Here is a 25,487-nt window from a genome sequence, read left to right as displayed (position 1 = left end):
ACCTGGTCCCCCCCCACTCACCTGGTCCCCCCACCCACCCCGGTCCGCGCCCTCCAGCCCGTCCGGCGTTTGAGGACGAGCCCTTCGGGCGATGCGGGGGTCCCAGGGGGCGGCAGCCCCCGGCGGGGTGCGGGGCGGAGCCCCTGGGATGGGACGAGTAGGGGCGGCGGGGGCGAGGGCGCCCTCCTTCCCTTCGTCGCGCCCTCGACCGCGATCCTGGCCGGCGTCGGCCTCACCCTGCTGCTCACGTTGGTGGGCGCACTGGGCGAGCGCGGTCGGTCGAGGACCGCAGGCCCCGCCCCCGCCGCCCCCGTCCCGCGCTCAACGCACGGCCCCGAGGGCCCGGAAGGTTCGGCGATACGTGGTGGGAGTGACCCCGAGCACGGCCTGTAGGTGTTGCCGCATCGACTGGGCCGTGCCGAAGCCGGCGTCCCGCGCGACCTGGTCGATGGACAGGTCGCTGGTCTCCAGCAGGTGCCGGGCCCGTTCGATGCGCTGCTGGGTCAGCCAATGCCCGGGGCTGACGCCGACCTCCTCGCGGAAGCGGCGCGTGAAGGTGCGTACGGACATGGCTTCCTGCTCGGCCATGTCGCGCAGCTGGATCGGCTCGTCGAGGCGGGCCAGGGCCCAGGCGCGGGCGGCGGTCGTGGTGGCCGCCTGCGGCTCCGGCACCGGCCGCTGGATGTACTGCGCCTGCCCGCCGTCGCGGTGCGGGGGTACGACGGTGCGGCGGGCCACGTCGTTGGCGACGGCGGTGCCGTGGTCACGGCGTACGAGGTGGAGGCACAGGTCGATTCCCGCGGCGACGCCGGCGGAGGTGAGGACGTCGCCGTCGTCGACGAAGAGCACTTCGGCGTCGACCTTGATCTTCGGGAAGAGCCGCTGGAAGTGCTCGGCGTGCATCCAGTGGGTGGTGGCCGGGCGGCCGTCGAGGTAGCCCGCGGCGGCGAGGACGTAGCCGCCGGTGCAGATGGAGACGAGCCGGGTGCCGGGGCGGATGTGGGTGAGGGCGGCGGCCAGTTCGGGGGTGAGGATGCCTTCCTCGTGGACGGGGCCGAGTTCGTAGGAGGCGGGGACGACGACGGTGTCGGCGGTGGCGAGGGCTTCGGGGCCGTTCGCGACGAGGACGGCGAAGTCGGCGTCCGTCTCGACGGGGCCGGGCGGCCGGACCGAGCAGGTGACGGTCTCGTACAGCGGGCGCCCGTCCGCGTCGCGTGCCTTGCCGAAGATGCGCTGCGGGATACCGAGCTCGAAGGGCAGCAGCCCGTCGAGGGCGAGGACGACGACGCGGTGGCGAGGGCGCGTACCGTGAGAGGCCATGGCCCGATCCTAGCGAATGCTGTCCTTCGGGCCACTCGTTCGTGAGAACGGCAGGCCCGAAGCTCTATGTCGTGACCCAGACAACCGAAGCCGCCTCCCCAGGGGGCGCCGCAGCCGCGGAGGACCCCCGCCCCACCGAGCCGACCGACTCCACCGACTCCGTCGAGCCGACCGGCTCCTCCACCCCCCGCGTCCGCATCCATCGCGCCTGGTTCGTCGCAGCCGTCACCTTCGTGACGATCATCGGTGCGGCGGCCTTCCGCTCGCTGCCGGGTCTGCTGATCGACCCGCTGCACCAGGAGTTTCACTGGTCGCGCGGCACGATCGGCGCGGCGGTGTCCATCAACCTCGCGCTGTACGGGCTGACGGCGCCGTTCGCGGCGGCGCTGATGGACCGCTTCGGCATCCGGCGGGTGGTGGCGGTCGCCCTGATGGTGATCGCGCTCGGTTCCGGTCTGACCGTGTGGATGACGGCCGCCTGGCAGCTGCTGCTCTGCTGGGGCCTGCTGGTCGGCCTGGGGTCCGGCTCCATGGCGCTGGCCTTCGCGGCGACGGTCACCAACCGCTGGTTCACGGCGCGCAAGGGCCTGGTCACGGGCATCCTGACGGCGGCCTCGGCGTCCGGCCAGCTGATCTTCCTGCCGCTCCTCTCCTGGATCGTCACCGAGCACGACTGGCGCCCGGCCGCGGTGACGGTGGCCCTCGCGGCGCTCGCGGTCGTCCCCTTCGTATGGCTGCTGCTGCGGGACCACCCGGCGGACGTGGGCGTGAAGCCGTACGGGTCGGCGGAGTTCGTAGCGAAGCCCGCGCCCGTGCAGGGCGCCGCCCGGCGCGCGGTGACGGTCCTGCTCTCCGCGGTCCGCACAGGACCGTTCTGGCTGCTGGCCGGCACCTTCGCGATCTGCGGTGCCTCGACGAACGGCCTGGTCCAGACGCACTTCGTGCCCGCGGCCCACGACCACGGGATGCCCATCACGGCGGCGGCCTCGCTGCTCGCGGTCATCGGGGTCTTCGACGTGGTCGGAACGGTCGCCTCCGGCTGGTTCACCGACCGCTTCGAACCGCGCAGGCTGCTCGCCGTCTATTACGCGCTGCGCGGCATCTCACTCCTCTTCCTCCCGATGCTTCTCGCCTCGTCCGTGCACCCTCCGATGATCTTCTTCATCGTCTTCTACGGCCTCGACTGGGTCGCCACCGTCCCGCCCACGCTGGCCCTGTGCCGCGAGCAGTACGGCGAGGACAGCGCCATCGTCTTCGGCTGGGTCCTCGCCTCCCACCAGGTCGGCGCCGCCCTCGTCGCCTTCCTCGGCGGTGTGGCACGGGACACGTTCGGCTCGTACGACATGGTCTGGTACGCCTCGGGCGCGCTGTGCGCGGCGGCGGCCCTGATGGCACTGGTGATCCGACGGCGCCCCGCGACGGGCACACCCGCGGTACCGGCGATCGCCTGACGACTCCGGCACTCCGGCCGGGCGGCCTGCCACCGAGCTAGTGCCGCGGCAGGCAACGTTTGCCCGTCAAGGAGCGGTGTCCGGTGCGTGCTCTCGGCGTGCCGGCCAGAAGTCCTCGTACTGGACGTACTTGGGCTTTCGGCCCGTGCGGCGAGAGTGCGTGCCGGGCGTCGCGACGGGGCGAACGTTGCCTGTTGCGGCACTAGAGGAACCGCCCCTTGTGGAACAGCAGCGGCGCGGCGTCGTCACCGGCGCTCGCGCCGAGCGCGTCCACCCGTCCCACCACGATCAGATGGTCCCCGCCGGTGTGCACCGCGTGGATGGTGCAGTCGACCCAGGCCGCGGCGCCCGCGAGACGCGGCGAACCGGAAACGGGCGCCGCGTCGTACACGACCCCGGCGAACTTGTCCGCCCCGCTCACCGCGAACCCACGGCACAACTCACCCTGGTGCGCCCCCAGTACGTTCACACAGAACACGCCCGCGCGGGCGATCCGCGGCCAGGTCGCCGACGTACGCCCCACCATGAAGCAGACCAGGGGAGGGTCGAGCGAGAGCGACGCGAACGACTGACAGGCGAACCCGGCCGGGCCTCCGCCGCCTGCCTCGCCCTCGACGCCCGGCGCGGTGATGACGGTGACACCCGTCGCGAAGTTCCCCAACACCCGCCGGAACGCGGCCTGATCGACCGGCGCCCGCTCATCGTCCCCCACCGCGCGCAACTCCGGCCGGGGCAGCGCCTCGACGCGCCCCGCGACGGTGGAAGCCCCGGCCGACCTGAGGTAACGGACGGCGGCTGCCGCCATCCCTGCGTGTCCCATCACACCACCCATTGAAGCTGACGATGTGTCAGATAGGAAGGGGTGGGAGCCGGTACGGAACCCGGCGGGAACTCCCGGTCCAACCTGCGCGTATCTTCGCGACCATGGGGTGGGCGGACACGGCGCACAAGCCGGGGCGCACGGGGCTGAAGTGGGCGGACGCCGACGAGCCCGAGCTCTACGTCCTGTTCGGCGATCCCGGCTCGGGGGATCTGCGCAGGCTGAGGCGGGACTGACTCAGCGGCCCCGGTAGTGCGGGGTTCGGCGTTCTACGAAGCTTGTCACGCCCTCCGTCGCGTCCGTCGTGGTCATGTTGATCTCCTGGGCGGCGGCTTCGGCGGCGAAGGCGGTGCTGCGGTCGGTGTCGAGGGAGGCGTTGACCAGCTGTTTGGTGAGGGCGAGGGCGCGGGTCGGGCCGGTGGCCAGGCGCTCGGCCCAGTCGCGGGCGGTCTTCTCCAGATCGTCCGGCGGTACGACTCTGTTGACGAGCCCGAGCCGCGCCGCGCCCGCCGCCGTCAGCGCGTCGCCGAAGAACATCAGTTCCTTGGCGCGCTGGGGTCCGACGAGACGGGGCAGCAGATACGCGCCGCCGCCGTCGGGGACCAGGCCGCGGCGCACGAACACCTCGATGAACTTGGCGGAATCGGCGGCGAGTACGAGGTCGCAGGCGAGGGCGAGGTGGGCGCCGAGGCCGGCCGCGGTGCCGTTGACCGCCGCGATCACGGGTTTCTCGCAGTCGAGGACCGCGCCGATCAGGCGCTGAGCGCCGAGCCGGATCGTGCGGGCCACGTCACCGGCCGCCCGCTCCCCGGTCGGCGGCCCCCCACGCAGGTCCGCGCCCGCGCAGAAACCACGTCCGGTAGCCGTGATCACGACGGCCCGTACGTCCGGGTCGGAGGAGGCGTGGGAGAGGTGCTGGATGAGGCGTTCGCGCTGGTCAGGGGTGATGGCGTTGAGGGTTTCGGGGCGGTTGAGGGTGATCCACGAGACGTGATTGTCAGTGGCGTGCAGTATCAATGAGTCGACGGGATCGGCAGATTTCTCGGCGGATTTCTCGGGGGAGGATGTCATGGGGGTGCTCCGGTTTTTACGGGGGGCGGTGCGGCGGGGGCGGGCGATGGCGCGGGGGCTGGGGCGCTGGGGGTCAGCGGCAGACGACCAGCGCGTCCAAGGCGACCGCTCCCTGGCCCCTGGGCAGCACCATCAGAGGGTTGATGTCGAGCTCGGCGATGTCGTCCCCGAGTTCCAGAGCCATCCGCTGTACGCGCATGACGACCTCGACCAGCGCGTCCACATCCACCGGCGGGCCCCCGCGCACGCCCTCCAGAAGGGCCCGCCCGCGCAGCTCGCCGAGCATGCCCCGCGCCTGGTCCTCGCCGAACGGCGGCACGCGGACGGCCGCGTCCCGCAGCACCTCGACGAGCACACCACCCAGCCCGACGGTCACGGTCGGCCCGAAGAGCCGGTCGTGCGTGACGCCCACGACCATTTCCACGCCCCGCTCGACCATCTGGCACACCAGCACCCCGTCGAGCGAGATCCCCTCGTAGCGCGCGATGTCGGTGAGCTCGCGGTAGGCGTCCCTGACCTGGCTGGCGGAGGTCAGTCCGATCTTCACCAGGCCCAGTTCGGTCTTGTGGGCGATCTGGGCGCCGGACGCCTTCATGACCACGGGGTAGCCGACGAGACTCGCCGCGCGCACGGCCGCCGCCGCGCTGGTCACCAACTGCTCGCGCGGCACCCGGATCCCGTAGGCGCGCAGCAGCTGCTTCGCCGCGTGCTCGCTCAGCTGCTGCCCCGGCCGCATCAGCGCCTGCGACTTGCGCAAGGACGGCGAAGGGGTGCGGGGAGCCTCGTCGAAGGGGGAGCGGTAGGCGGCGACGAACCGGTGATGGTCCAGGTAGGCGCGCACGGCCGTGATGCAGTTGGCGAAGGTCCGGAAGGTGGCGACCTTCGACGAGCCGAGCAGCGTCTCGCGGTACGCGGCCTCGGTGCCGACCGGCGAGCCCCACACCACGCACACCAGCTTGTCCGTCTGTTCCGCCGCGTCCACCAGGTCCTGCGCGAGCTTGTCGCTCATGGGAGGAAAGGGCCCGGTGATCGGACAGATCAGTACGCCGACCTCGGGGTCGGCGAGGATCGCGTCGATGATCTTCCGCCCGCGCCAGTCGCCGACCGGATGCCCGCCGTTGTCGACGGGATTGGTCACGCTCAGGTACTCGGGTATCCACTGGTGCAGCTCGGTCTGTTTGGCGGCGGAGAGACCCGGCAGCGGCAGCCCCGCCGCCGTCGCCAGGTCGGCGAAGTGCGCCCCCGTGCCGCCCGAGATCGAATAGACCACGACACCCTCGGCCCGTGGGGCGCGGGCGCGGGCCAACAGGGCGGCGGTGTCCTGGAGTTCGTCGAGCCCGTCGACGCGGATCACGCCGTACTGCCGCATCGCCGCGTCCACCACCGTGTCGGCGCCGGTCAGCTTGCCGGTGTGTGAGGCGGCGGTGCGGGCGCCGGCCTCGGTGCGGCCGACCTTGACGGCGACGACGGGAACTCCGCGGCGGGCGGCGCGGTCGGCGGCGAGCAGAAAGGAGCGGCCGTCCTTGAGCCCCTCGACGTAGCAGGCGATCGCGCCGATCTCCGGCTGCTCGGAGAAGTAGGAGATGAAGTCGGCGGTCTCGAGGTCGGCCTCGTTGCCGGTGGGAGCCCAGTGGGAGAGCCGTACGCCCAGCTCCTGCATCGCGAACACCGGCCGGCCCTGGTGTCCGGACTGGGTGATGAGGGCGATGGCGGGACCGTCGAGATCGTCGCGGAACTTCTCGAAGGCGTTGAGGTTGGTGTTGGGCCCCAGGAGCCGGAGGCCGGAGCGGCGGACGGCGGCGGCGAGGTGGGCCTGTGCGGCGGCGCCCTCGGCCCCGGTCTCGGCGAACCCGGAGGCGAAGGCGACGGCGAACTTCACCTTGGCCTCGGCCAGTTCCCCGATCACGGGGAGCGGATCGCCGACGAGGAGCACGGCCAGATCGACCTGCTCGGGCAGGCCGGCCAGGGAGGGGGAGCAGGGGATGCCGAAGACGGACCGACGGGTGGGGTGCACGGGGTGCAGTCGGGCGCCGACCCGCTCGGCCCAGGCGATCAGCTGCCGGGTGATGCCGGTGTTCGGCCGGCCCTCGGCGTCCGAGGCGCCGACGACGGCCACGGACTCGGGGCGGAAGAAGCGGTCCAGATCGGGTACGTCGGCGTACAGCGGACGGCCGCTGACGTCCAGGTCGTCGACGTCGGCCGGGCGGCCGTGCACGACGGGTGAGGGCTGCTCGCCGCAGGCGATGACGCGGGCCCGTCGGGAGTCGGTGGTGAGGGTGCCGTGGGTTGATCCAAGCATCGGTCCGCCCGCTCCTGTGTGACAGCCAATTAACTGACGCACTGTCAGATTACTTAACTGACGCCGCGTCAGGAACCGTCGTGCAAGCAAAAGGCTGGGCTGCGGGGATCTGGTTCGTACCCGCCGCATGCGGGGCCGGAACCTGCGGGAGTGCCGCACAATCTCCAACTCCCTTTGATCGTCCATGACTTGGCGCTGTCGTCTCACGCCGGTTGCCTCAGTCGATCAAGACCACTCCTCCCCCTTCTTCTCACCCTTGGGGATGCCAGGAGACCTGTCTCCCTCCGCCGCGCGCTGCGGCTCGGAGCCTGTACGACGTTTGCGGTCGGACTCGTCGCCCAGTCCGGACCACTGCGCGCCGAGCGGCACGACCGTGGTGTGCAGCGTGCCGGACGTGCCCGTGATCGGGGGCCGACCAGGTCTTCCAGGGCGATTCCGCGACCGGTGCTCCCCCCACTGCGTAAAGGGCGTGGGAGGTACCCCCAGCCTCGGTCACCACATGCTTTGCGATCTTGTGGTTGATGTCCCGTGCCCGCCGCGCCTCCTTGCGCCGCCGTTTCTTCAGGCGCCGTTTGGCGGACGGGGTGTTCTTCTTCTGCAGTTTGGTGCGCAGGCCGCGCTCGCGCAGGCGGGTGCGGTTCAGCTCGCGCCCGGCCATGATCTCGCCGTCCGAGGTGGTGGCGATGTTCACGAGCCCCAGGTCGACGCCGAGGAAGTCCACCGGACCGGTGTTGAGCGGCGCTTCAGGAACCTCGCACGTGGCGTCGAGGAACCACATGCCGTCCCGCTCCAGCAGGTCCGACTCACCCTTGCGGTACAGCGCCGGCGTGGCCAGTTGCTCGGGTGAGGCGGTGAACGCCACGTTCTTGACCCGGCCGCTGGTGGTCCAGATGGACACCGTGCGCTCTCTCAGTAATGCGGCAACTCAGTGCGCGGCGCGGGTGTCTCCCGTGTCGCGCGCCCCCGTGTCCGCCGCGGCTTTCGTCGCCGCCTTCTCCTGCGCCTTGGCCGCCTTCTCCTGCGCCTTGGCCGCCTTCTCCCCCGCCTTGGCCGCCGCCTTCTCCGCCTTCTCCGCGGTCCTCGCGACCGCCTTCGCGATCTTCTCCGCGTCGAGGGCGAGTTCGCGGAACATGCCGCTGATGGGGTTGGTGAAGCCGGTGAAGTAGAGGCCGGGTGCCTTCTTCGGGCTGCGGGCGCCGTGCACGACGGGGCGGCCCCGCCCGTCGAGGACGCCGAGGTGGCCGACGATGCCCTCCAGGGCGCGTACATACCCCGTCGCGGCGATCACGGCGTCCGGGCCGATCCGCTTTCCGTCGGCGAGGACGACCTTGTCCTCCTCGAAACCCTCCACCGCGGCCACGACCTCGACCCGTCCCTTGCGGACGGCGTTGATGAGGCCGACGTCCTGGACGGGGATGGAGCCTTCGTTGACGCGGGAGTAGAGGCCGGTGTCGGGGCGGGGCAGCCCCTGCGCCGACAGGTCCGGCACGCTGACCTTGGCCATCGGTCCGGCGAGCGCGTCGACGAGACGCACCGGCAGCCGTCGTACGACGATCCCGGTGAACTGGGCGGCCCAGCCGGCCGTGGAGCGGCGCACGATGTGCGGCGCGGTGCGCACGGCGAGCCGTACCCGGGAGGCGCCGCCCTCGACCAGGTCCACGGCGATCTCGGCGCCCGTGTTGCCGACGCCGACGACGAGGACGTCACGGCCGGCGTAGGGGGCGGGGTTGCGGTAGTCGCCGGCGTGCAGGAGTTCGCCGGTGTACGTGTCGCGGCCGGGCCAGTCGGGGAGGCGCGGGGTGTGGTTGTGGCCGGTGGCGACGACCACGGCGCTGCCGGTCAGCTCGCGGCCGCCGGTGGCGTGCAGCAGCCAGCCGTCGCCGCCCGGGGCGGGCTCGACGCGCGAGACCTCGACGCCCGTGACGATCTCCAGCTGGTGGTGCTCGGCGTACTTCTCCAGGTAGCGCACCACGTTGTCGCGGGAGACCCACCGCCCGAAGGTGCGCGGCATCGCGAGGCCGGGCAGGCCGGACAGCCGCCGGGTCGTGTGCAGGTGCAGCCGGTCGTAGTGGCGCCGCCAGGACGCTCCGACCTGGTCGGACTTCTCCAGTACGACGGCCCGTACGCCCTGGGCGCGCAGCGCGTACGCCGTCGCGAGCCCCCCGGGGCCGCCGCCTATCACGTACACGGGGCGGTCTTCGTGCGACGGCACCGGGCGGGATGTGGAGGAAGCAGTCGAGTCGGCCATGAGCGCGAGCGTAATCACGTCGTCACTTGATAGGTCTCGGTCAAGCCCGGAATCGGTTGCGAACTGATCACGGCTGTAGGAGGAGTGGGTGGGGCCGGTGGCGTAGGTCACTTGGTTGTGTTCGAAGGATGGTGAGGAGTGGTGAGGGACGGTGAGGGGTGAACGGGAAGGGAGGGTGGCGTACGCCTCTTGCGCGGGCGCCCTCCGTGCGCTGAACTGACGTACCGTCAGATATCGAAGGGGGCGTGGACTGCCATGGACACGATCTGGCTCGGCGGGGCGGAGTGGCTGGCCGTGCTGCGGATCGGGCTCGGGCTGTGGTGGCTGGAGAGTTGGCGGCACAAGGACAAGAAGGGCTGGTTCGAGCGGGGGACCGGGATCGCGTGGGCGGCGGACGTCGCGGGCAAGCACCGGTGGAGCGCGGTGCGTTCCGGCTTCGACGTCGTGGTCGCGCCCAGGCCACGGACGATGGCGTACGTCGTCGTGTACGCGGAATTGGCCCTCGGACTGGGACTGGTGGCGGGGTTCCTGACGCCGATCGCGCTGGTCGGCGGGCTGCTCCTCAACGTCCTGTACTTCACCCTCATGATCCACGACTGGGCCGAGCAGGGGCAGAACGCGATGATGGCGCTGATCTCGGTCGTCGCCTTCTTCGGGATGGGGTGGCAGACGTGGTCGCTGGACAGTGCGATCGGGCTCTTCTCGTGAGGCGCCTGCCGATCGGGGTGTGCCCGTGAGCGGGGAGCGTGCGCCGGGCGGGGAGCGTGCGCCAGGCGAGGCGCGTGCGTCGGGCGAAGTGCGTGCATCGGGCGGGGCGCGTCCGTCGGGCGAAGTGCGTGCGTCGGGCGGGGCGCGTGTCGATCTGCCCGAAGTCGATGCCTTCACCCGGCCGTACTGGGACGCGGCGGCGGAGGGACGGCTGCTGATCCGCCACTGCGCCGGCTGCGACCGGGCCCACCACTACCCCCGGGAGTTCTGCCCGCACTGCTGGAGCGAGGACGTGCGCTGGCAGCCCGCGAGCGGCCACGCCACGCTCTACACCTGGTCCGTCGTACACCGCAACGACCTCCCTCCGTTCGGCGAGCGGGTGCCGTACGTCGCCGCGGTCGTCGACCTCGCGGAGGGGCCGCGGATGATGACCGAGGTGGTGGAGTGCGAGGGCGACGCGCTGCGGATCGGGATGGGGCTGGAGGTCGCGTTCAGGGCGGGGGTGCCCGTGTTCCGGCCGCGGTCCGGCGCAGTCCCGCCTCCTTACTCCGCCGTCCACTCCCCCTCCTCCGCCGTCCACTCCCCCTCCTCCGCCGTCCCGTCCCCTTCTTCCGTGTCGAAAACCACTTCCTGATCCCCTTTGGGCCCCGTGAATAATGGCCGGATGTCCGACGTTCACGAGAAGTCCCTCGCCCACCCCTTCCCCGTGCTCGACGGCCACGGCCTGCGGCTGCGCCCCTGGGACCCGGATTCCGAGACTGATGTCGAGACCTGGCTGCGTGGTCTGTCCGACCCGGAGTTCCAGCGCTGGAACACCCCGGTCAAGCTCGTCCGGGACCTGGACAGCGCCCGTGACTCGCTCCGCTCGCGCGCCGAGAGCGTCGCCGAGGGCACCGCTGTCGCCTTCTGCATCACGGACGCGGCCACCGGTACGACCCTCGGTCACATAGGCGTCAACGACATCAACCACGTCATACGCGTCGGCATCGTCGGCTACTGGGTCCTTCCGGAGGCCCGCGGCCACCAGGTCGCCACCCGCGCCCTCGCCCTGGCCGCCCGCTACGCCTTCGGCGCCGTCCGTCTGCACCGCATCGAACTGGGCCACGCCCTCGGCCACGACGCGTCCTGCCGGATCGCCGAGCGGTGCGGGTTCCCGTACGAGGGGACGCTGCGGGAGGCGATGTTCGAGTCGGGGCGGCACGACGCGTTCCGGGACGTCCACCTGCACGCACGGATCGCGACGGACCCGGAGCCGACGCTGCCGCCGACGGGCTCCGGGCCCCGACAAGACCCGGTCCCGACTCCTTGACCTGCCGGTCTGCCGGTCTGTCTCAGTGGCAGGCGAACGACTTGTTGGTCTTGCTCGCACTCGACGTGCAGGTCGTACTCATTACGGGACTGCCGGCCGTGTCTGGAAGGCGATCTTCCAGGTCCCGCCGTTGTCTTCGAGGACCGCGTATCCGAAGATCCCCACGCCTCCCGCAGGGTTCACTTCCGCGGTGATCGACTTATGGACGGCCTGCAAGGGCGTGCCGATCAGCTGTCCCATGACCTTGTTGTCGTCCGGACCGTTGTCCAGTGGTCCGCCCGAGGAGCCCACGGTCAGCTGGGGCGGGCGGGGGTGCCGTTCCTTCGGACGGCCTGCACGGCCACGCGTGAGGGGCCGGGCCGGGCCGCCGGCCAGGGCAGGCACGGTGCGCGGGCCAGGAAAAACCGGAGGCACCAGGCATGCCGTGAGCGGGATCATGCCGGGTATGACTCGTGACGCGCACGGCTGGGTGTTCACCCGCGATCTGGACGAATTCCTCACGAGCGCGGGGGACTTCCTGCGCTCGCGGCCCGCGGCGCACACCGTGGCGCTGTCCGTGACTGACGCGCTGCGCAGACGAGGGCCGGACGTGTACGGGGAAGAGGTTCCGTTCTTCGGGCGGCTCGCCGACGCGGATGGTGACGGGGCCGGGGGCGGGGTTGGTGGAGTGTCGGCCGTGCTGTTCCACACTCCGCCGTACCAGCTCAACCTCACCGACCTCCCGGCGGAGGACATCGACGCGCTGGCCGCGCGGCTCGCGGACGAGGGGTACTCGTTCCCGGGCGTCGGCGGTCCGGTGGACACGGCCGCGGAGTTCGCCGCCGCCTGGGAGCGCCATGCCGGCGCGCGGGCCCAGCTCAGGAGAAGCGAACGGCTGTACCGGCTCGGCACGCTCACGCCGCCGAAGCCCGTCCCGCCCGGCCGCGCCCGGATGGCCGGTGAGGGCGACCACGCGCTCGTCGCGCGCTGGTACTCCGAGTTCGCCGGGATCTTCGGGCGGAACGAGAGGCAGGACCCGGACCGCTGGGCCGAGAGCCGAATCGCGTACGGCGGCGTCACGCTCTGGGAGACGCCGGACGGTACGCCGGTGGCCATGGCCGGAGTGACACCCCTGATCGCCGGGCAGATCCGGGTCGCCCCCGTCTACACCCCGGCACCCCTGCGCGGACGCGGCTACGCGGGGGCCGCCACCGCCGAGGTCAGCAGGGCCGCGCTGGCCACCGGGGCGGACGAGGTGCTCCTCTTCACCGACCTCGCCAATCCGACGAGCAACGGCCTCTACCAGCGCATCGGATACCGCCCCGTCGCCGACTTCGCCGTCTACGACTTCGTGAAGTAGCCGTCTACGACAACCCGTCTACGACAACCCGTGTACGACAACCCGTCTACGCCTTCGTGAAGTAGTGGCCCTCTGCGAGGTCCTCGACGAGGCCGGGCCGCTCGGGGCGCCATCCCAGTCGCTTCTGCGTGAGGGTGCTCGACGCCGGTAGGTCCATCGAGAAGAAGTGTCCGAGCCAGCCGAAGTGGTCGGCCGCCTCCTCGCGGGGGACGGCGGCCACCGGCAGCTTCAGGTACCGGCCGACGGCGTCGGCGATGTCGCGGACCGGTACGCCCTCGTCGCCGATCGCGTGCAGCCGCGCTCCGCCGGGTGCCTCCTCCAGGGCCAGCCGGTACAGGTGCGCGGCGTCGAGCCGGTGCCCGGCGGCCCAGCGGTTGGAGCCGTCGCCGGGGTAGGCGGAGACGCCCTTCGCGCGGGCGACGGCGATGATCTGCGGGACGAAGCCGTGGTCCCCCTCGCCGTGCACCGACGGCGGCAGCCGCACCACCGAGGCCCGCACACCGCGCTCGGCGAACGACAGCGTCTCCGCCTCCGCGCGGATCCGGGCCGCCGCGGGCGACGAGAGATCCTGCTCGTCGTCCTCGGTCGCGACACGGCCCGGCATGAGCGTGAGACCGGCGGTCCCGGAGGTCACGACGAAGGGCCGACCGGATCCCACGAGCGTCTCACCGAGCCTCTGGATGGCACGGAGTTCCGACCGGGCGGCGGCCGCGAAGTCGGAGGAGCCGTGCTGGAACGCCGTGTGGATCACGCCGTCCGCCGCGTCCGCGCCCGCCCGCAGACTGTCGAGGTCGTCGAGGGCGCCGCGGTGCGCCTGCGCCCCCGCGGCCGTCAGCGACGCGGCGGCCTGGTCAGAGCGGGCGAGGCCGAGAACCCGGTGTCCCGCGTCCAGCAGTTCGCGTACGACGGCGCTGCCGACGAATCCGGTGGCTCCGGTGACGAACACACGCATGGTGCACTCCAAAAAAGGGTGATGAGGTCCGGTCCGGCGGTTCCCCGCCTGTCGGTTCTCCGTCCGGTGGTTCCGGATCCACCGTGCGGACACGTGGGGAACCGTGTCCAAGGCCTGTTTCGAAACAGTGCATGCGTTTCAGGTATCACCACAGCTCAATACCCGAAGAGTGCTGTCACCTGATGTGTGCGGGGGATACCGTGAAGGCATGACATCCGCTTCGTCGCCGCAGCAGCCTTCGCCTCCGGTCGACCTCGATCTGCGCCTCGTGCGGTACTTCACGGTCGTCGCCGAGCACCGGCACTTCGGCCGTGCCGCCGCCGCCCTGTGCATCGCCCAGCCGTCCCTGAGCCGGCAGATCCGCCGCCTCGAACAGCAGCTCGGTGCCCGGCTGCTGGACCGCACCCCCCAGGGCAGCCGGCTCACCGAGGCAGGGGAGGTCTTCCTGCCCCAGGCCAAGGCGCTGCTGCGCTCGGCCACTCAGGCCGCGGCGCGCACCCGGGCCGCCGCCCAGCCCAGCCGTGTCACCATCGGCTACACCTCCGGCCTCATCGTCACCGCGGCGGTACGCGAGATGCGCCGACTGCACCCGGACGCCGAGGTGGTCGCCCAGCACCTCGTCTGGAACGACGCCCACGCGGCCCTGGCCGAGCACCGGGTGGACGTGGCGGTGACCCGCCTCCCGATGCGGACCGACCAACTCCACGTCACGATCCTCTACGACGAGCCCCGCGTGCTCCTCGTCCCCTTCGACCACCGCCTGGCCGGCAAGGAATCCGTCACCCTCGACGACATCGCCGACGAACCCCTGCCCCGGGTGTCCGACTCGGCCTGGAACGCGTTCTGGCGCATCGACCCCCGCCCCGACGGCAGCCGGGCGCCCGACGGTCCGCTCATCGAGGCCCTGGAGGACAAGTTCGAATTCATCGCCTCAGGGCAGGCCGTGGCCATCGTCCCGGCCGACCCGCGCGTCGACAGAGTCCGCCCCGACCTCACCACGGTCCCCCTGCACGGCGTCGAACCGAGCCACGTCGTGCTCGCGACCCGCGCCGACGACCGCAGCCGCCTCGTGACGGCCTTCCGCAAGTGCGCCCAGGCCCACCTGACCGGTCCCGAGTCTCAGGGCCAGAGCAGCTCCTTGCGCCAGCCACCGCCCTCCGGAGAGGCTTCCGTACGGCGGTAGACGAGCCGTACGTGCCGACGCCTCGCGTCTCCCTGGAAGAACTCCACCTCTTCCGGCCGGAGGCGGTAGAGGGTCCACGTCGGGGCCGGGGCGTCGGGCTCGCGCTGAGCGCGGTCCCAGGCGGCATCCGAGACCCGCCCCAACTCCGCTACGGAACCGAGCACTTCACTCTGCCCGCCCACGAGCGCGGCGGCCAGCGCCCCCGTCGAACGGGCGTGCAGATCCGCCTGCCCCTCCTCGGCCGTGGCGACCTCGACCGGCCCCCGCAGCCGGATCTGACGGCCCTGAGCGGGCCAGTAGAAGCCCAGAGCCGCGTACGGGCGGGCTGCCAGCTGGCGACCCTTGCGGCTGGTGACATGGCTCGCGAAGGCCCAGCCGTCCGCGTCCGCGTCGTGCAGCATCACGATCCGGACGTCGGGCAGCCCGTCCTCGTCCGCCGTCGCCAGCGACATCGTGTGCGGTTCGCTCTGCCCCGCCGCGACCGCCTCCGCGAACCACTCCGTGAACAGGGGGAGTGGTTCGGCGGGTGTGGATGCCGGGTCGAAGGTGGGCAGCTCCACGTCCCACACCCGCAGTGACCTGAGCAGCTCTTGAAGATCCGTTCCCATGCCCCGAGTATCACTCGGAGGTCCGGCAAAGCTGCGCCATGAGCACCCCGTGCAGCAGCTCCGCGTCCACGAACTCACCCACCTCCGGTGCGCCGTGCCCCCAGCTCAGGGGGTACGTGGTCCCCTCCGGCGCGGGTACGCCCACGTATTCGTCGTGCGCCGAGCGCGTGAACCGGCGGGCGCCGGGCGGCCAGTCGTGCTCCGCGCCCTCGCCGGGCGCCAGCAGGAAGTACGTCCACCGGCAGCCGTTGGATTCCCTGACGACCGGTCCGGGGTGACCGTCGGTGAGCGCGACGAGGTGGTGCAGCACGGCTTCCCCGCGTACGCCGCACACCCGGATGGCGTCGAAGTGGACCCCGGCGAGGCGTAGTTGAAGCCCGGACCTTGGGACCCAATTCGGGGTGAGTTTGTTCGTCATGACTATGAGCGTGGCAGTGGTTGCGTAGCGTGACCATGTGGACACGGTCCACATTGCCGGTTGTGGGGAGGATGGTGGTCGTTGTGGGGGCGAATGGTGGGGTGTCCGTGGGGCGCAGGTTGGTGGGGGAGCTGTTGCGCATTCAGAGGGGGCGGATGGGGCTGACGCAGAAGGAGGCGGGTGAGTTGTTGCTGGTGTCCGAGTCGATTCTCGGTGCGTACGAGAGGGCCGAGCGGATCCCGCCGATCGAGTTCCTCAGGGGTGCGGACAAGGGACTCGATGCGAGGGGTGCGCTCATCGCGTGCATCGAGATCACCGAGAAGGAGAAGTACCCGCCGACGTTCCTGGACTGGGTGCGGCTGGAACGGCACGCGCGGGTGATCAGCGCGTACGAGACGATGCTGATCCCGGGGTTGCTCCAGACCCCGGCGTACGCCCAGGCGCTGTACGAAGCGCGGCGACCCGCATACACCGAGGAGGAGATCGATCGCCACGTCACCGCCCGACTGGAGCGACAGGCGGTGCTGACGCGTGACTCACCGCCGTATGTGGGCTACGTGATCGAGGAATCCGTACTGGAACGGGATCTCGGGGGCGCGGAGGTGCTGAAAGAGCAGTTGCTGCACATCTTGGGGTGCAGCCGGACGCTGAAACAGCACCTCACGGTTCAGGTGATGCCGACCAAGCGGCACACGCATGCGGGAATGCATGGTCCGTTGCAACTGATGGGCACGGAAGAAGGGCGCATGCTCGTGTACCAGGAATGGCATGGCGGCGCTACGGTGATCTCCAAGCCGGAGCAGGTGAACGACCTGTTCGAACTTTTCGGCATCCTGCGGGCGCAGGCGCTCAACCCCTGGGAGTCCGCGGAGCTCATCGAGCAGAAGGCGGGAGAACTGTGAACACGACCGAACTTGCCTGGTTCAAGTCGAGCTACAGCAGCAACGAAGGCGGCGCCTGCCTCGAAATAGCGACCCGCCCCGAAACGGTCCACATCCGCGACTCGAAGAACCACACCGGCCCCACCCTCGCCGTCACCCCCACCACCTGGACGGCCTTCCTCCGTACCGTCCGTTGAGGCGCTCTGCGGGCGTCGCTCTCAGCGGCGCCCTCCTGCTCCCCCTCGGCGCCTGCGGCCCCCTCGCGGAGGACCCCAAGTCCTGGATCTCCGCCCCCGAGGTCTTCTACCTGCGTCCCGTCGGTGACAAATCCGGGCCCAAGGCCAAGATGCCGTTCCATCTGCAGGCCGAGGACGTCAAGGCGACCAGCCGCTACGGCACGCAGGATCACCGGCTGACCGTCGACGTGCGCGGGTCCGAGGGCGTCGTACGGCTGAAGGCGGTCGGCCTGCGCAAGAGTGGGACCCGGTGCCTCAACGACACCGTGCGTGCCATCTGTGACGTCAGCGGCGCCTACGACAGCTGGTCGGACCTGGACCGCGTCCATCCGGTCGCCGCAGAGGGCAGCAAACCCGGCGACACCGGCATCGTGCGCTACACCTTCACCATGAAGGACGGGAAGACGCTCACCACCCGCACCTGGGTCGTGGTCGGCGAGCCCATGGTGAAGGTGCGAACTCCGAAGGTCATCAAGGACGTGCGCCCCGGCGCCGACGTGACCGTACCGGTCGTCGTCCGCAATGACGGCGAGGTACCGGTGAAGGGACTCGGCCTCGAACTCGGTTCCGGGGACCTGGACTTCCGGCAGCGGTACGCCAACTGCCGTTACCCGCCGCAGCATCACGGCCACACGGCCGTCTGCCGCTTTCCCGATCTGCGTATCCCGCCGGGCGGGACCGCCGTCCTGCACCCCGCCCTGCGCCTGCGCGCGCCGAACACGCGGATGTACGGCTCCTTCAGCCAGGAGGCCTGGACGCTGGACTCGGGGCCCGGGCAGTACACCGTGGTGCCGCCGGGCGGTGACCCCGGTGACGGCCCGCCCCTGACCGCCGAGGCCGTGCACGGCGCCGGCGCCACCGGCGGCACGTTCGCCGAGGGAGACGTCTTCACCGACGTGCGTCTGGACACCCACGCCGACTACGAGGTCTTCGGCGCCGAACTGCGGGGTCGCCCCGGCACGAAGCGCTCGCTACGGCTCAAGGTCCGCAACAACGGGCCCGGCATCCCCGGCGCCGGTACGAAGCTGCTGTTCACGCCGCCGCCCGGCATCGTGCTGGAAGAACCCATGGAGGCCATCGACGAGGACGCGTACGAGCCGTACTGCGACTCCGACGGCCCGGCGTACAGCTGCCTCGTGGGCCGACTCGACCCCGGCGAGAGCCGTGACTTCGAGTTCACCCTGAGCCTCGACGGGCCGGGGCAGGGCAGCGTGGCCCTCCAGGACACCGAGCCGTCCACCGGCCGCCGCGACCCGATCCCGGCCAACGACACGGCTCCTGTCACCGTTCTGCCCTGACCTTCCGTATCCCTGGCGCCCGTCCCCTACCGCCCCAGCACCACCGTCCCGGACGAGCAGAACCACCCGCCCGTGCCGGAGGCCACCGCCAGCTCAGGAAGGCGTCCGCCCGCCTTCCTGACCTGCCGCTGCCCGGCCTCCCCGCGCAGTTGCCGTACGGCCTCCACCAGGAGGAACAGGCCCCGCATTCCCGGATGTTGGGCCGAGAGCCCGCCCCCGTCCGTGTTCACGGGCAGCTCCCCGCCCACCGTCAGGCGCCCCTTCTCCACGAACTGACCGCCCTCGCCCTTCGCGCAGAAGCCCAGGTCCTCCAGGGTCACGAGGGTCATGTAGGTGAAGGCGTCGTAGATCTCGGCCACGTCGATCTCGTCGGGCCGCACCCCCGCCCGCTCGAAGGCGAGGCGTCCGCTGACCGCCGCGGGGGAGACCGTGAAGTCCGGCCACTCGGACATCGTCGTGTGCGAGACGTGCTCGCCGGTTCCGAGGATCCACACCGGGGCCGTACGACAGTCCCGTACGTACTCCTCGGCCGCCAGCAGCACCGCCGCGCCGCCGTCGGAGCGCAGACAGCAGTGCAGCTTGGTGAAGGGGTCGGCGATCATCGGGCCGGACAGGACGTCGTCGGTGGTGATCGGGGTGCGGAACATCGCCTCCGGGTTCAGCGCCGCGTTCGCCCGCGCCTGGACGGCCACCGACGCGAACTGTTCGAGTGTCGTGCCGTACTCGTGCATGTGGCGGCGCGCGGCCATCGCGTACTTGGCGATGAGCGTGTGGCCGTAGGGGACCTCGAACTGGAGAGGACCCCGGGCGCCGAAGGAGAGGTTGCCGGTGCGGCGGCCCGCCTTGATGTCGGCGCGGGCGGTCGAGCCGTAGACGAGGAGGACGGCGCGGGTGTGGCCCGCCGCGATCGCGTCCGCCGCGTGCGCGGCCATGACCTCCCAGGTGGAGCCGCCGACGGCGGTGGAGTCGACCCAGGTGGGGCGCAGGCCCAGGTACTCGGCCACCTCGACCGGCGGCAGGGTGCCGAGGCCCGCCGACGCGAACCCGTCGACCAGCGAGCGGTCCATCCCCGCGTCCGCCAGCGCGCGCCTGGCGGCCTGGGCGTGCAGGGCGTAGGGCGTCGCGTCGTCCACGCGACCGCAGTCCGAGAGGGAGACACCCACGACGGCGACCTTGCGCTTCCCCGGAGTCATGAATCTGACGGTACATCAGATGTGGCGGCGCGCGGGAGGCCGTCGTGGCTCTGGGCATCCGTACCGCACGGCGCTAATGTGACGGACCGTCAGATCGGGAGAAAGGGCCTGGCCATGGACGCCCGTTTCACCGCCGAACAGGACGAGATCCGCCGCACCCTGCGGGAACTCCTGCTCAAGCGCTGCGGTCCGGAGGAGGTGCGGTCGGCCGTGCGCACCGGGGTCGGATACGACACCGGGCTCTGGGAGGCGCTCGCACAGCAGCTCGGGCTGCCGGGGCTCGCCCTGCCCACGGCGTACGGCGGGGTCGGCTGCTCGTTCGCCGACCTCGCCCTCGCCTGCGAGGAGTCGGGGCGGGTCCTCGCCCCCTCGCCGCTGCTCGCCACGGCCGCCCTCTCGGCCCCGCTGATCCTCGCCCTCGGCACCGACGCCCAGCGCGCCGGGCTGCTGCCCGGGATCGCGGCCGGCGAGCTGACCGCCGCCCTCGCGGTACCGGGCGCCGGGATCCCCACCGCGCTCGGCCTGGTCGGCGACAACGGCGGGGACTGGGCGGGCGGCGGCCGGGCCGGGGGCGTACAGGCCCGGCCGGGTGAGGAAAGCGGCTGGCGCCTCTACGGGGAGGTGGAACGCGTCCTCGACGGGCACAGCGCCGGGCTCCTGCTGGTCGCCGCGCACACCGGGGGGTTCGCCCGGGCCCGGACGCGGATCTTCCTCGTGACGGAGGGCGCCCAGGGACTCGTACGGATGCGGCAGACGTCGTTGGACGAGACGCGGGCGCAGGGCCGGGTGCAACTGCGTCAGGTGCGGGCCGAGTTGCTGGGCGAGGAGGACGGCGACGTGCTCGGCGCGCTCGCCTCCGTCGGGGACAGCGCCGCCGCCCTGCTCGCCGTCGAAGCCGTCGGAGCCGCCGACCGGGCGCTGGAGCGGACCGTCGCCCACGTGCGGCAGCGGGAGCAGTTCGGGCGGGCGATCGGGTCCTTCCAGGCGGTGAAGCACCGGCTCGCGGACGTGTACGTGCAGGTGCAGGCGGCGCGCTCCGCCGCGTACTACGCCGCCTGGGCGGCGGGGGCCGGGGGCGAGCGGGTCGGCGGGCTCGCGCTCGCCCAGGGCCTGGAGGCGCTGCGCACGGCCGCCGCCGAGGCGATCCAGCTGCACGGCGGCATCGGCTTCACCTGGGAGCACGAGGCCCAGCTGTACTTCAAGCGCGCGGCCGGCGACGAACTGCTCTTCGGGCCCGTGCACCGGCTGCGGGCGTACGCCGCCGACGCGGCGCGGCTCTTCGACGGGGCGGAGGTGGCGGTCTGATGGCGCCGGGAATCCGGTCGCGAGCCGTCGTACGGAGTGTGCAGAAGGTGTCCTCGACGCGGGCCTTCGCCCGGGTCGCCCCGCACCTCGTCCCGGCCCTCGACCGCGCGGTGCACCGGCTGACGCGCGGCAAGGTGCTGCTCAGCGCGCAGCTGCTGCCGGGGATCGTGCTGACCGTGCGGGGGGCCCGTAGCGGGCTGGAGCGGCGCACGCCACTGGCCTGTATGCCCGAGGGGGCACAGGGGGCGCAGGGGGCCGAGGGGGCGAAGGGGACGGGTGGCCGGGCAGGCAGCTGGATTCTCATCGGGTCCAACTTCGGGCGCACCGATCATCCGGCCTGGACCGCCAACCTCCTCGCCCATCCGGACGCCGTCATCAGCTGGCAGGGCGAGGACATCCCCGTGACGGCCCGTCTGCTGGAGGGGGAGGAGCGGGACGCGGTCTGGAAGGCGGTGCTGGCGTTCTGGCCGCCGTACGCCACGTACCAGGCGCGGATCGACCGTGAGATCAGGCTGTTTCGCATCGTGCGCCGCGGCGCATAGCGCAGCAGGCGGCAGTCCACGAAGTGAACTGCCGCCTGCATGACAGGATGTGGGCCGAACAGGAGCCCCAGAAGATACGGTCGCGCTACTTGGTCGGCTTCTTCCCGGTCACCCCGAGGTGCACCAAGAGCGCCAGGTTCGGCTTGAGTTCGGCCTGCTTGACCCCCCAGGTCTGGAAGCCCTTCTGGTGCGAGGCCACCGCGGCGAGCATCGCGACGAGCGAACCGGCGATCGCCCCGGGGTTCACGTCCTTGTCGACCTTGCCCTTGGACTGGAGCTCGGCGACCGAGTCCGAGAGGGAGTTGTTCACCGAGTTGAGGATCTTCATGCGGATCTTGTAGAAGCGTTTGTCGCCCTCGGCGGCGCCCAGGTCGACCACGCGCAGAATCGCCTCGTTCTTCCGCCAGAACTCCAGGAAGCCGTCCACGAGTTCCTGCGCGGTCGCCCAGCCGGCCTTGCCGACCCAGGAGCGCCCTTCGAGGAGCTGGGTCAACCCGGCGCCCTCCGCGGCCATTTGCTCGGCGATCTCCAGAACGGCGCCCTCGACGTCCGGAAAGTACTGGTAGAAAGTCGCCGGCGACGTGCCCGCCTTCCGGGCGACATCAATGACTTTGACGTCCCGGTACGGCGACGAGCTGAGCATTTCACTGAGGCAGTCGAGCAGTTTCTGCCTGGTCGCCTGCCCTCGCCGTCCGGCCACGCGGCCGTCGACGGTACGCACTTGTCCTGTCATGCCGTCAGCTTACCGAGGGGTGATCGGAGCGCGATTCGGCCGACTGCAAATGGGGTGCGTGGGGGGAGTGTGAGCGGCGAGGGGGCTCTGGAGGATGCCTGAGGGTGTCCGGGCCGTCGCGCGGAGTGGATGAAAGGCCGTTAACTTGGCTGCATGGCCGTATCCCGGGCATCCGACGCAACGCACGCCTACTCGGAGGGCGTCCCCTGCTGGGTCGACGCGCAGCTTCCCGACGTGGAGGCGGGCAGGCGTTTCTACGGTGAGCTGTTCGGCTGGACCTTCGGGGAGGGGTTCGGGCCGCACATGGAGGGCGTGTGGGCGCGCCATCACGGGGAGCCCGTGGCGGCCCTCACCCCCAAGCGGGACGGCCGGATGCCCACCGTCTGGACGGTGTCGTTCGCGACCCCGGACGCCGCCGCGCTCGCGGCCCGGATCCAGGCGGCCGGCGGGCAGGTGATCATCGCGCCCACTCGGCTGGGCCCCTACGGTACGACCGCCCTCGCGACCGATCCCGAGGGCGGGGTCTTCGGCCTGTGGCAGGCGGGCACCCACCCCGGTTTCGGCAAGCGGCACGAGCCGGGCACCTTCTGCTGGGCCGAGCTGTACGCGCGGGACCCGGAAACCGTCGACCGTTTCTACGGCGCCCTGTTCCACGAGGCCCTGTTCGGCCCCGACGCCTCGCCCGACTTCGGCCGCGCCCCGGTCTCCGGTGTCTTCCCGGCCGAGATGCCGCCGCACTTCCTCGTGCACTTCGGGGTGGAGGACGTCGAGGCGGTTCTCGGTACGGTGAACCGGCTCGGCGGACGCGTCCGGACGGCCCCTTTCGACACGTCGTACGGAAGGGCCGCCGTCGTCACGGACAATCAAGGGGCGTCGTTCGCCGTACTCCAGGTACGGGGCCGGTGATTTTGTCCCGAGACACCCCGTTCCGCCCCCGGGTTCGCAACCTGTGGCCCGGACAGGAAGAATCGGGGTGCGTGCCGCCATGGCGGTGCGGTGGTGAGACGCTGCACGGGGCCGCGTTCATACGTGGATGACGTGGCTCGTACGGGGAGGTGGCAGGCAAGTGGTGGATCAGCTGACACAGCACGATCCGCGGCGGATCGGGCCGTTCGAGGTGCTGGGACGGCTGGGTGCCGGCGGCATGGGGCTGGTCTATCTCGCGCGCTCGGCTTCGGGCCGGCGCGTGGCGATCAAGACGGTCAGGACCGAGCTCGCCGAGGACCAGCTGTTCCGGGTCCGCTTCACTCGTGAGGTGGAGGCCGCGCGAGCGGTCTCCGGCTTCTACACGGCGGCCGTGGTCGACGCCGATCCGCGCGCGGCCGTGCCGTGGCTGGCCACCGCGTACGTTCCGGCACCCTCCCTCGAAGAAATAGTGAACGAGTGCGGGCCGATGCCGGCCCAGGCGGTGCGCTGGCTGGCGGCGGGCGTCGCGGAGGCGCTGCAGTCGATCCACGGCGCCGGGCTCGTCCACCGTGACCTGAAGCCCTCGAACGTGCTGGTGGTGGAGGACGGACCGCGGGTCATCGACTTCGGTATCGCCTCCGGTGTCTCGAACACCCGTTTGACGATGACGAACGTCGCCGTCGGCACCCCGGCCTACATGTCCCCCGAACAGGCGAAGGACTCGCGCAGCGTCACCGGTGCGAGCGATGTCTTCTCGCTCGGCTCGATGCTGGTGTTCGCCGCCACGGGGCATGCGCCCTTCCACGGCGCCAACCCGGTCGAGACCGTCTTCATGCTGCTGCGCGAGGGCCCCGACCTGGAGGGTCTCCCGGACGAGCTGCGCCCCCTCATCGAGTCCTGTATGCAGATGGAGGCGACCGGCCGTCCCAATCCCGCCGACCTCCAGGCCCAGTTGGCACCCCACCTCTTCGGCTCCGGCTCCGACGACAGCGGTACGGCGTCGGCGTGGCTGCCCGAGCGGGCGGTAGGCCTGATCGAGGCGCGCCGAGGGGGCCGTCCGGCGCTGAAGCCCCCGTCCTCCGGCGGTCGCAGCGGTGGCGGACGCCCCGCCCTTCCTCCGCCGCCCTCGCACGCCCCCGTGCCCGTCGGGGCGCCCGACGCCGGCCCCGTGCGGCTCGCGGGCGGCCAGGTGCCCATCGGCCCCGGACCGCGTGTCGCCGACGCCCGTGCCGCCGCCGTGAAGGCACCTCCTCCGGAGGCGGGCCTCGCCGCCTCCTGGTCCCGCCCGCGCGTCGGCGTCAACGGCGCCGACCCCGCACCGACGGTCGCTCCGCCGCCCGCACCGGACTCCCCGTCCGGCTGGCGGCCCTGGCGCTTCCGTATGTCGAACGACGTCTGGGGTACGCCCTCGGTCGCGGGCGACCTCGTCTACGTCACCTCCTTCGAAGTCCACGCCCTGGACGTCGCGACCGGCCGCCGCCGCTTCAAGACACGGGACGTGGCCTGGTCCATGGCGGTCGCGGACGGCCGCATCCACGCCTCCGACGGCCCCACCCTCTTCGCCCTGAACGCGCGGGAGGGCGCGGACCTGTGGCGGCTGTCCACGGACGCCTGGGTGTACTCCCTGAAGGCCGACCGCGGGACCGTCATCACCGGTACGCGCGGGGGCGGCGTCCAGGCCTGGGAGGCCTCCAACGGCCAGAAGCTCTGGGAGATCACCGGCGCCCAGTCCGACTTCGAGTCCCCGGAGGCCGGGCCCGCCGTCCACGACGGCACGGTGTACGTCTGGAAGGACGCCCGGCTGCGTGCCCTGGAGGCCCGTACGGGTGAGGAGCGGTGGTCGTACCCGATCGGCGACGCTGCGTCGTGCGGAGGCGTACCCGTACGGATCACGTCCGCCCCCGACGGCTACGTCTACATCTCCGCGGGCACCCGCGTCCTCGCCGTCGACGTCGCGAGCGGGCACGTCCGCTGGCACTTCGAGGCCCCCGCGGTCTTCCTCTCCCCGCCGACCTTCGTGCCGGGCCCCGCGGTCACGGGAGGCGGCGTCTACCTCGCCGACTACCTCGGCACGGTGTACGCCCTCGACGCCACGGACGGTCGTGACCGCTGGCGCATCGCGACCGAGGCCCGGTCCTCGATCGATCCCGTCCTGGTCGCCGCCGGCCACGTCCACGTCGGCAGCGGCAAGGGGTTGTACACCCTCGACGCGGTCACCGGCACCCCGAAGTGGCGCTTCCAGGCCGGGGGCGACCTCGTGGGCGCGCCCGCGGTCGCCGAGGGCCGCATCCACTTCGGCTCCACGGACCATCTCCTCTACACCCTGAAGGCGGACGACGGCCGGCTCCGCTGGAAGCTGGCGACGGGCGGGGAGATCACCGGTGCGCCGGTGGTCAAGGACGGGGTGGTGTACGCGTGCAGCAAGGACCGGTGCGTGTACGCGCTGGACGCGGAGAAGGGGACGGGGACGGCCCGCACGACGTAGGGTGACCGGCCTTTCCTCGCCCCGGCCGCCCCTACCCGTCCCATCCCGTACCCGGGGCTCCGCCCTAGACCCGGCCGCTCCTACCTGTCCCATCCCGTACCCGGGGCTCCGCCCTAGACCCGGCCGCTCCTACCTGTCCCATCCCGTACCCGGGGCTCCGCCCCAGACCCGGCCGCTCCTAC

Annotated in this window: 24 protein-coding genes and 2 pseudogenes; 14 read left to right on the top strand and 12 right to left on the bottom strand. The window is 71.6% G+C overall.

Annotated features, from left to right (window positions below):
- Nucleotides 1–321: 321 nt before the first annotated feature.
- On the bottom strand, nucleotides 322–1,320 hold the full coding sequence (locus tag ABZ656_RS13590) for a helix-turn-helix domain-containing protein (RefSeq protein WP_101404433.1): 999 nt from the start codon (nucleotides 1,318–1,320) through the stop codon (nucleotides 322–324).
- 71 nt (nucleotides 1,321–1,391) lie between these two features.
- Between ABZ656_RS13590 and ABZ656_RS13585 the strand changes: the two genes are divergently transcribed.
- Nucleotides 1,392–2,771 (top strand): MFS transporter, encoded by a 1,380-nt coding sequence (locus ABZ656_RS13585; protein ID WP_360267563.1) that lies wholly within the window; start codon nucleotides 1,392–1,394, stop codon nucleotides 2,769–2,771.
- A 202-nt stretch (nucleotides 2,772–2,973) separates the two neighbouring features.
- On the opposite strand, the gene ABZ656_RS13580 is transcribed toward ABZ656_RS13585, so the two are convergent.
- A complete protein-coding gene (locus tag ABZ656_RS13580; protein ID WP_101404435.1) occupies nucleotides 2,974–3,591 on the bottom strand; it encodes a flavin reductase family protein in 618 nt (205 codons plus the stop codon).
- 104 nt (nucleotides 3,592–3,695) lie between these two features.
- Between ABZ656_RS13580 and ABZ656_RS13575 the strand changes: the two genes are divergently transcribed.
- Nucleotides 3,696–3,827, top strand: a complete 132-nt coding sequence (locus tag ABZ656_RS13575) for a hypothetical protein (protein WP_360267560.1) — start codon at nucleotides 3,696–3,698, stop codon at nucleotides 3,825–3,827.
- Nucleotide 3,828: 1 nt separating this feature from the next.
- Here the strand turns inward: ABZ656_RS13575 and ABZ656_RS13570 are convergent, their stop codons facing one another.
- The 4 genes and pseudogenes from ABZ656_RS13570 to ABZ656_RS13555 form a co-directional block, all read right to left on the bottom strand.
- On the bottom strand, nucleotides 3,829–4,662 hold the full coding sequence (locus ABZ656_RS13570; RefSeq protein ID WP_360267557.1) for an enoyl-CoA hydratase-related protein: 834 nt from the start codon (nucleotides 4,660–4,662) through the stop codon (nucleotides 3,829–3,831).
- A 73-nt stretch (nucleotides 4,663–4,735) separates the two neighbouring features.
- The gene (locus tag ABZ656_RS13565; protein WP_101404438.1) at nucleotides 4,736–6,961 is read right to left on the bottom strand and encodes an acetate--CoA ligase family protein; all 2,226 of its coding nucleotides are present in this window, start codon (nucleotides 6,959–6,961) and stop codon (nucleotides 4,736–4,738) included.
- Nucleotides 6,962–7,353: 392 nt separating this feature from the next.
- Nucleotides 7,354–7,868, bottom strand: a pseudogene (locus tag ABZ656_RS13560) (transposase); the annotation flags it as partial.
- Nucleotides 7,869–7,886: 18 nt separating this feature from the next.
- On the bottom strand, nucleotides 7,887–9,209 hold the full coding sequence (locus ABZ656_RS13555) for an NAD(P)/FAD-dependent oxidoreductase (RefSeq protein WP_360267554.1): 1,323 nt from the start codon (nucleotides 9,207–9,209) through the stop codon (nucleotides 7,887–7,889).
- A 255-nt stretch (nucleotides 9,210–9,464) separates the two neighbouring features.
- Between ABZ656_RS13555 and ABZ656_RS13550 the strand changes: the two genes are divergently transcribed.
- The 3 genes and pseudogenes from ABZ656_RS13550 to ABZ656_RS13540 all read left to right on the top strand — a co-directional run bounded on the left by ABZ656_RS13550 (nucleotide 9,465) and on the right by ABZ656_RS13540 (nucleotide 11,226).
- Entirely contained in the window at nucleotides 9,465–9,917 is a 453-nt protein-coding gene (locus ABZ656_RS13550; RefSeq protein WP_360267551.1) for a DoxX family protein, read from the top strand.
- 124 nt (nucleotides 9,918–10,041) lie between these two features.
- Nucleotides 10,042–10,440: pseudogene (locus ABZ656_RS13545) on the top strand (OB-fold domain-containing protein); the annotation flags it as partial.
- Nucleotides 10,441–10,581: 141 nt separating this feature from the next.
- Nucleotides 10,582–11,226 carry a GNAT family N-acetyltransferase gene (locus ABZ656_RS13540; protein ID WP_101404441.1) on the top strand — a complete coding sequence of 215 codons (645 nt, stop codon included), beginning with the start codon at nucleotides 10,582–10,584 and terminating at the stop codon, nucleotides 11,224–11,226.
- 81 nt (nucleotides 11,227–11,307) lie between these two features.
- On the opposite strand, the gene ABZ656_RS13535 is transcribed toward ABZ656_RS13540, so the two are convergent.
- Nucleotides 11,308–11,610 carry a hypothetical protein gene (locus ABZ656_RS13535; RefSeq protein ID WP_360267548.1) on the bottom strand — a complete coding sequence of 101 codons (303 nt, stop codon included), beginning with the start codon at nucleotides 11,608–11,610 and terminating at the stop codon, nucleotides 11,308–11,310.
- A gap of 61 nt (nucleotides 11,611–11,671) precedes the next feature.
- On the opposite strand from ABZ656_RS13535, the gene ABZ656_RS13530 reads away from it, so the two are divergent.
- On the top strand, nucleotides 11,672–12,565 hold the full coding sequence (locus ABZ656_RS13530) for a GNAT family N-acetyltransferase (RefSeq protein WP_101404442.1): 894 nt from the start codon (nucleotides 11,672–11,674) through the stop codon (nucleotides 12,563–12,565).
- A gap of 46 nt (nucleotides 12,566–12,611) precedes the next feature.
- Here the strand turns inward: ABZ656_RS13530 and ABZ656_RS13525 are convergent, their stop codons facing one another.
- A complete protein-coding gene (locus ABZ656_RS13525) occupies nucleotides 12,612–13,517 on the bottom strand; it encodes an SDR family oxidoreductase (RefSeq protein WP_101404443.1) in 906 nt (301 codons plus the stop codon).
- 208 nt (nucleotides 13,518–13,725) lie between these two features.
- Between ABZ656_RS13525 and ABZ656_RS13520 the strand changes: the two genes are divergently transcribed.
- A complete protein-coding gene (locus ABZ656_RS13520; RefSeq protein ID WP_101404444.1) occupies nucleotides 13,726–14,700 on the top strand; it encodes a LysR substrate-binding domain-containing protein in 975 nt (324 codons plus the stop codon).
- Here ABZ656_RS13520 and ABZ656_RS13515 read toward each other — a convergent pair.
- Both ABZ656_RS13515 and ABZ656_RS13510 read right to left on the bottom strand, forming a co-directional pair.
- Complete coding sequence (locus ABZ656_RS13515) at nucleotides 14,637–15,308, bottom strand: pyridoxal 5'-phosphate synthase (RefSeq protein WP_101404445.1); 672 nt, start codon at nucleotides 15,306–15,308, stop codon at nucleotides 14,637–14,639. The genes ABZ656_RS13520 and ABZ656_RS13515 overlap by 64 nt on opposite strands.
- 10 nt (nucleotides 15,309–15,318) lie before the next feature.
- Nucleotides 15,319–15,726 (bottom strand): hypothetical protein, encoded by a 408-nt coding sequence (locus tag ABZ656_RS13510; protein WP_360267543.1) that lies wholly within the window; start codon nucleotides 15,724–15,726, stop codon nucleotides 15,319–15,321.
- A 122-nt stretch (nucleotides 15,727–15,848) separates the two neighbouring features.
- On the opposite strand from ABZ656_RS13510, the gene ABZ656_RS13505 reads away from it, so the two are divergent.
- Genes ABZ656_RS13505 through ABZ656_RS13495 form a run of 3 tightly spaced genes read left to right on the top strand, consistent with a single transcriptional unit; the run spans nucleotide 15,849 to nucleotide 18,141 of the window.
- On the top strand, nucleotides 15,849–16,628 hold the full coding sequence (locus tag ABZ656_RS13505) for a helix-turn-helix transcriptional regulator (protein WP_360267612.1): 780 nt from the start codon (nucleotides 15,849–15,851) through the stop codon (nucleotides 16,626–16,628).
- Nucleotides 16,625–16,804: a DUF397 domain-containing protein gene (locus ABZ656_RS13500; protein ID WP_101404446.1), complete on the top strand. Its 180-nt coding sequence runs from the start codon at nucleotides 16,625–16,627 to the stop codon at nucleotides 16,802–16,804. Before ABZ656_RS13505 ends, ABZ656_RS13500 begins: the two co-directional genes overlap by 4 nt.
- Complete coding sequence (locus tag ABZ656_RS13495; RefSeq protein WP_360267540.1) at nucleotides 16,801–18,141, top strand: hypothetical protein; 1,341 nt, start codon at nucleotides 16,801–16,803, stop codon at nucleotides 18,139–18,141. The genes ABZ656_RS13500 and ABZ656_RS13495 overlap by 4 nt, the downstream gene beginning before the upstream one ends.
- Before the next feature lie 26 nt (nucleotides 18,142–18,167).
- On the opposite strand, the gene ABZ656_RS13490 is transcribed toward ABZ656_RS13495, so the two are convergent.
- Complete coding sequence (locus ABZ656_RS13490; protein WP_360267537.1) at nucleotides 18,168–19,334, bottom strand: acetyl-CoA acetyltransferase; 1,167 nt, start codon at nucleotides 19,332–19,334, stop codon at nucleotides 18,168–18,170.
- A 114-nt stretch (nucleotides 19,335–19,448) separates the two neighbouring features.
- Here ABZ656_RS13490 and ABZ656_RS13485 point away from each other — a divergent pair, with 114 nt between their 5' ends.
- Both ABZ656_RS13485 and ABZ656_RS13480 read left to right on the top strand, forming a co-directional pair.
- Nucleotides 19,449–20,639 carry an acyl-CoA dehydrogenase family protein gene (locus tag ABZ656_RS13485; RefSeq protein ID WP_360267609.1) on the top strand — a complete coding sequence of 397 codons (1,191 nt, stop codon included), beginning with the start codon at nucleotides 19,449–19,451 and terminating at the stop codon, nucleotides 20,637–20,639.
- Nucleotides 20,639–21,181, top strand: coding sequence for a nitroreductase family deazaflavin-dependent oxidoreductase (locus ABZ656_RS13480; protein ID WP_101404449.1), 543 nt, complete (start codon nucleotides 20,639–20,641; stop codon nucleotides 21,179–21,181). Before ABZ656_RS13485 ends, ABZ656_RS13480 begins: the two co-directional genes overlap by 1 nt.
- An 85-nt stretch (nucleotides 21,182–21,266) precedes the next feature.
- Here the strand turns inward: ABZ656_RS13480 and ABZ656_RS13475 are convergent, their stop codons facing one another.
- Entirely contained in the window at nucleotides 21,267–21,902 is a 636-nt protein-coding gene (locus tag ABZ656_RS13475) for a TetR family transcriptional regulator (protein WP_101404450.1), read from the bottom strand.
- Between the two features lie 165 nt (nucleotides 21,903–22,067).
- Between ABZ656_RS13475 and ABZ656_RS13470 the strand changes: the two genes are divergently transcribed.
- Together ABZ656_RS13470 and ABZ656_RS13465 are read left to right on the top strand one after the other, a co-directional pair.
- Entirely contained in the window at nucleotides 22,068–22,820 is a 753-nt protein-coding gene (locus ABZ656_RS13470; protein ID WP_101404451.1) for a VOC family protein, read from the top strand.
- A gap of 160 nt (nucleotides 22,821–22,980) precedes the next feature.
- On the top strand, nucleotides 22,981–25,305 hold the full coding sequence (locus ABZ656_RS13465; RefSeq protein WP_101404452.1) for a serine/threonine-protein kinase: 2,325 nt from the start codon (nucleotides 22,981–22,983) through the stop codon (nucleotides 25,303–25,305).
- Nucleotides 25,306–25,487 lie beyond the last annotated feature (182 nt).

The sequence above is a fragment of the Streptomyces sp. NPDC007095 genome, from assembly GCF_040634475.1.
Lineage (GTDB): Bacteria > Actinomycetota > Actinomycetes > Streptomycetales > Streptomycetaceae > Streptomyces.
This window is presented reverse-complemented; position numbering and strand designations above follow the sequence as displayed.